Annotated in this window: 8 protein-coding genes; 3 read left to right on the forward strand and 5 right to left on the reverse strand. The window is 71.7% G+C overall.

Annotated features, from left to right (window positions below):
- The coding region (locus RMN98_RS07775; protein ID WP_309648247.1) for a M4 family metallopeptidase at positions 1-178 on the forward strand (178 nt) is incomplete at its 5' end.
- Positions 179-348: 170 nt separating this feature from the next.
- On the opposite strand, the gene RMN98_RS07780 is transcribed toward RMN98_RS07775, so the two are convergent.
- The 3 genes from RMN98_RS07780 to RMN98_RS07790 are packed head-to-tail and all read right to left on the reverse strand — an operon-like array spanning position 349 to position 1,897.
- Positions 349-648, reverse strand: coding sequence for an AzlD domain-containing protein (locus tag RMN98_RS07780; protein WP_309648240.1), 300 nt, complete (start codon positions 646-648; stop codon positions 349-351).
- Positions 645-1,355: an AzlC family ABC transporter permease gene (locus RMN98_RS07785; RefSeq protein ID WP_309648241.1), complete on the reverse strand. Its 711-nt coding sequence runs from the start codon at positions 1,353-1,355 to the stop codon at positions 645-647. Before RMN98_RS07785 ends, RMN98_RS07780 begins: the two co-directional genes overlap by 4 nt.
- The gene (locus RMN98_RS07790) at positions 1,352-1,897 is read right to left on the reverse strand and encodes a GNAT family N-acetyltransferase (RefSeq protein WP_309648242.1); all 546 of its coding nucleotides are present in this window, start codon (positions 1,895-1,897) and stop codon (positions 1,352-1,354) included. Before RMN98_RS07790 ends, RMN98_RS07785 begins: the two co-directional genes overlap by 4 nt.
- 188 nt (positions 1,898-2,085) lie before the next feature.
- Here RMN98_RS07790 and RMN98_RS07795 point away from each other — a divergent pair, with 188 nt between their 5' ends.
- Entirely contained in the window at positions 2,086-3,093 is a 1,008-nt protein-coding gene (locus tag RMN98_RS07795; protein WP_309648243.1) for an aldo/keto reductase family protein, read from the forward strand.
- Here the strand turns inward: RMN98_RS07795 and RMN98_RS07800 are convergent.
- Both RMN98_RS07800 and RMN98_RS07805 read right to left on the reverse strand, forming a co-directional pair.
- Complete coding sequence (locus tag RMN98_RS07800) at positions 3,056-3,877, reverse strand: hypothetical protein (protein ID WP_309648244.1); 822 nt, start codon at positions 3,875-3,877, stop codon at positions 3,056-3,058. The genes RMN98_RS07795 and RMN98_RS07800 overlap by 38 nt on opposite strands.
- A 10-nt stretch (positions 3,878-3,887) precedes the next feature.
- Positions 3,888-4,472, reverse strand: coding sequence for a DUF3043 domain-containing protein (locus tag RMN98_RS07805; RefSeq protein WP_309648245.1), 585 nt, complete (start codon positions 4,470-4,472; stop codon positions 3,888-3,890).
- A gap of 163 nt (positions 4,473-4,635) precedes the next feature.
- On the opposite strand from RMN98_RS07805, the gene RMN98_RS07810 reads away from it, so the two are divergent.
- Positions 4,636-5,246, forward strand: a 611-nt coding sequence (locus RMN98_RS07810; RefSeq protein ID WP_309648246.1) for a PspA/IM30 family protein, incomplete at its 3' end; no start/stop codon positions are given.

Raw genomic sequence — 5,246 nt, forward strand, 5'->3', positions numbered from 1 at the left:
CGGCCGGGATGCGGCGCAGAAGATCTGGTTCCGGGCCCTGACCGTCTACATGACCTCGGGCACGACCTACGCCCAGGCCCGCACCGCGACGCTCAACGCCGCGACCGACCTCTACGGGGCCGCGAGCACCCAGCGCAGCACCGTCGCCGCAGCTTGGAGCGCTGTCAGCGTGAACTGACGCGCTTCACATGGGGAGAGGCCCGTGCCGGACGGAACCGGCGCGGGCCCCGTCCTGCGTCTGTGATCGGTGCGCCGGTGCGCCGGTGCGCCGGGGTGGCGATGGGTCCTGGGCGGTCTGGCGGCGATGGCATCACCCACGAGTCACCGCTCCTGCGATGAGCGAGGTGCTCAGACCAGGCGCACCAGCGCCGCGACCGCGGCCGCGCCGAAGACCACGACCAGGAACGGCGCGCGCAGCATCAGCAGCGCCACGGCGACGGCGAGCGCCAGCGCCCGGGCGTCAAGCACCAGCGCCTGCCCGCTGGTGAAGACCTGGATGGCCACCAGGGCGGCCAGCAGGGCCACGGGGATCAGGTCGGCCACCCGTGCCACGACCGGACGCTCGAGCACCCGGGCAGGGACGCACAGTCCGGCGAGCTTGAGCAGGTAGCAGCCGACGCCGGCCACCACGATCGCCACCCAGGTCATCGCTCGGCTCCGTCCAGCCGGGGGAACACGCCCACCAGCAGCACGACACCACCGGCCACCAGCACCGGGACGCCCGCGGCCGTGACCGGGACCATGCCCCGCGCCACGGCCGCGGCGAGCAGGGCGACGAGCACCGTGCGTCGTTGCTGGAGGCGCGGCCACAGCAGCGCCAGGAAGGCGGCTCCCACGGCCGCGTCCAACCCGAAGGTGCGCGGGTCGCCGATCGCCGTGCCGCCGATGGCGCCGAGCAGGGTGAAGAGGTTCCACAGGACGAAGATCGAGCCGCCGGTGGCGAGGAAGCCGGCTCGCGCACCCTCCGTCGTACGGCGGGTCACGGCCATCGCGGTCGACTCGTCGATGAGCAGGTGGGCGGCGCCGACGCGACGCAGGCCGGTCCACCCGAGCAGAGGTGCGAGACGCAGTCCGTAGAGGGTGTTGCGGGTGCCGAGCAGCAGCGCGGTCAGTGCTCCGGACAGCGGTGCACCACCCGAGGCGATGACGCCGACCATGGCGAACTGGGAGGCTCCGGTGAACATCAGCAGCGACAGCACGCACGTCTGGAGCACGTCGAGACCCGAGGAGACCGACACGGCGCCGAAGGAGACGCCGTAGGTGCCGGTGGCGATGCCGACAGCGAGGCTGTCGCGCACGATCGCGCGGCGGTCCTCGGCAGGGACATCGTCCGGGGCCTCGGCCCCCGGGCTCATGAGAAGGCGGTGTGCAGGCGAACCTGCTTGACGACCGTCGCGCCGGTCCCGTCCAGGTCCAGCCCGCGGTGGGCGCCGTCGGGTGCCCAGCCGGCCTCGCTGAGGAACACCCGTGTCGCATCGTCGCTGGCGATGCTCCACAGCACGGCACGGGTGAACTTGTCGGCCACCATCGTGTCGATCGCCGCCTGGAGCAGGCGCGACCCGTGGCCCTTGCCCCGCTCGGTGGGATCGATCGTGAGCTCCTGGACCTCGGCGTCGGCGACGGGGTCGCAGTCGGGGTCCGCGCCGGGACCGGTCATCGCGAAGCCCACCACCCGGTTGCGCTCCAGGGCGACGAGCACCCGGTTGCGGGCGTCCTGCGGCTTGCGCAGCGACGCGGCCCACACCGCGGCGGCAGCGTCGACGTCGTCGGGCAGGGCCTCGGGCGGGAGGAGGTCGGCGTAGGTCGTGCGCCAGGTGCGCAGCTGGAGGGCGGCGATCGCCGCGGCGTCGTCGGCCCAGGCGATGCGCACGGACACGTCGGCGGTCGGGCTGCTCACCCGTGCATCTTGGCACCCGGTGCGGACGGGGCAGCGGGCAGGCTGCGGGCAGCACCGCAAGCACTGCCGAGTCGGCGCGATGTTGCACCCGGGGCTGCAACTTTGCCCCGACTCGACGAACCGACATCGGCCCACTCCCGCGGCGACACCCCCCGACGAGGCTTGGCCCGGCGCCTAGGGTCGGAAGCATGGAAATTCGCAACCTCGGGGCCAGCGGCCTCAAGATCTCGGCCATCTCCTACGGCAACTGGCTGACCCACGGCTCCCAGGTGGAGGAGGAGGCCGCCCTGGCGTGCGTGCGGCAGGCCCTCGACGAGGGCATCACCACCTTCGACACCGCCGACGTCTACGCCAACACCGCCGCCGAGACGGTGCTCGGCAAGGCGCTCAAGGGCGAGCGGCGCGAGGGCCTGGAGATCTTCACCAAGGTCTACTGGCCCACCGGCCCGGGCAAGCACAACGACCACGGACTGTCCCGCAAGCACATCCTCGAGGCCATCGACGGATCGCTGACGCGGCTCGGGACCGACCACGTCGACCTCTACCAGGCCCACCGCTACGACCACGAGACCCCGCTCGAGGAGACGATGGAGGCCTTCGCCGACGTCGTCCGCTCGGGCAAGGCGCTCTACATCGGTGTCTCGGAGTGGCGCGCCGAGGAGATCCGCGCGGCCCACGTGCTCGCCCGCGAGCTCAAGATCCCGCTGGTCTCCAACCAGCCGCAGTACAACATGCTCTGGCGCGTCATCGAGGCCGAGGTCGTGCCCACCAGCGAGGAGCTCGGTCTCGGCCAGGTCGTCTGGTCGCCGATCGCGCAGGGCGTGCTCACCGGCAAGTACAAGCCGGGCGAGCAGCCGCCGGAGGGCTCGCGGGCGACCGACGCCAAGGGTGGCTCCGACATGATCTCGCGCTGGATGAAGGACGACGTGCTCGAGCGGGTGCAGCGCCTCCAGCCGATCGCGGAGGAGGCCGGCCTCAGCCTGGCCCAGCTCGCCGTGGCGTGGGTCCTGCAGAACCCCAACGTCTCCTCGGCCATCATCGGCGCCAGCCGCCCCGAGCAGGTGACCGAGAACGTCAAGGCGGCCGGCGTGAAGCTCGACGAGGCGACGATGACCGCCATCGACGGCGTCGTCGGCGACGTGGCCGAGCGGGACCCGGCTAAGACGCAGTCGCCGTCGCGGCGCGACTTCGGCTGACCCAGACGGCTCCTGCGACCGCGAGCGTGAGGCCGACGACCACGCTCGCGGTCCAGCCGTCGCGGACCTGGTCGCCCAGCAGCCACACGCCGAGCAAGGCCGGCACCGCGGTCTGACCGACGATCAGGGGGGCGGTCGTGGCCGTCACCGCGTCGGCGTGCATGCCCAGGGAGTAGAGCCAGAACGACAGCAGCCCGAAGAGGGGTACGGCGAGTGCCGCGACCACGACGGCCGCCTCGAGCGGCAGCCCGACCCCGCGCACCGCGAGTGCCGACCCGGCGTAGCCCAGGCCCGCCGCCGCTCCGAGCAGCGGCCCCGCCCAGCCGCTGCCGACCAGCCCGACGAGGGCCAGGGCCAGGACGCCGCCGGCCAGCGGGAGCGCGAAGGTCCACGTGGTCACCACGTCGCCGGGCTCGCCGGCGCCGAGCGCGACGAGCACCAGGCCCGCGGTCACCGCCAGGACGCCGGCCCAGTCACCCGGAGCCAGGTCCTCGTCGACGCGACGCGAGGCCAGCGCCGTGATCGGCAGCGACAGGGAGATCAGCACCTGCGCGAGGTAGAGCGGCACCAGGTAGATCGAGACCGCGTGCAGCACGAACCCTCCCAGGTAGGCCAGCACGACCAGCATGGTCAGCGGGTCCCGCACGGCGTGCGCCACGAAGTCGGTGAGCCGGCTCGGGCGCTGCGCGCCCCGTCGTACGGCGCGGGCCTGGGCGACCGCGGCCAGGCCGAAGAGGACGGCAGCCAGCACACCGGTCAGCAGACCAGCCGCCTGGCCGGTCACCGGTGGCCCGTCACCGGTAGTGCTCGGGCAGCTCCTGGCCGATCTTGACCTGGGCCTTGGGCATCCGCATGAACTTCATCTGCATCGAGCGGGTGATGGAGTAGTAGGCGATGCCCTTGGTGCTCTCGCCAGGAAAGCGGCGCTCGAGCTCCTTCTTCATCCGGCGACGCATCAAGAAGACGTCGAAGATGACCAGCAGCAGCGTGCCGAGCAGGATCGTGTTGCCCATGCTGGCCAGGTCGGGGTTGCCGGAGTAGCCGAGGACCATCGTCACGATCAGCAGCGGGATCATCAGCTCGACGATCGAGAAGCGAGCGTCGACGTAGTCGCGGACGAAGCGGCGCATCGGCCCCTTGTCGCGGGCCATGAAGTAGCGCTCGTCGCCGGACTTCATCGCGGCGCGGACCTTCTGGCTCGACTCGACGCGCGAGGAGCGCTGCGCGGCGGCGATCTCCTTGCGGGTGCGCGGGACCTTGGCCTTGGCGCGAGCCGCGGCCTCGGCCTCCTTGCGCGTGGGCGTGGGGCGACCCTTGCCACCGGGCTTGACCGTGCTGGTGTCGACGGCGGGGGTCTCGGACTTGCTACGACCAAACAACGGGACAGGCCTTCGGGAGTCGGGGCTGGCAGGGACGGGCGAGCGGCGGACGCGTGATCCGACGCACCCAGACTACCCGCGTGGTCGCGGAGCGCATCGGTGGCGCCGTAGGCTGAAGTGAGACCACGCAGCACGCAGGACCATCCGAGAGGGACCCCACCCGATGAGCATGATGAAGCGCATCAGCCTGATCTTCCGGTCGAAGGCCAACAAGGCCCTCGACCGTGCCGAGGACCCCCGCGAGACCCTCGACTACAGCTACCAGCGCCAGCTCGACCTGCTCTCCAAGGTACGCCGGGGCGTGGCCGACGTCGCCACGAGCCGCAAGCGCGTGGAGCTCCAGGTCGCCCAGCTCGAGCAGCAGGCGACCAAGTACACCGACCAGGCCGAGAAGGCTCTGCAGATGGACCGCGAGGACCTCGCCCGCGAGGCGCTGACCCGCAAGTCCGGTCTCCAGGGGCAGATCACCGACCTCAAGACCCAGCACGCCAACCTCCAGGCGGAGGAGGAGAAGCTCACCCTCGCCCAGCAGCGGCTGCAGGCGAAGGTCGAGTCGTTCCGCACCCGCAAGGAGACGATCAAGGCGACCTACACCGCCGCCGAGGCGCAGACCCGCATCAACGAGGCGATGTCCGGCATCGGGGACGAGATGGGCGACGTGGGCCAGGCGATCCAGCGCGCCGAGGACAAGACCGCCCAGATGCAGGCCCGCGCCGGCGCCATCGACGAGCTCATCGCCTCCGGCGCCCTCGACGATGCCTCGACGGTCAACGC

The organism is Nocardioides sp., assembly GCF_031397825.1.
Lineage (GTDB): Bacteria > Actinomycetota > Actinomycetes > Propionibacteriales > Nocardioidaceae > Nocardioides.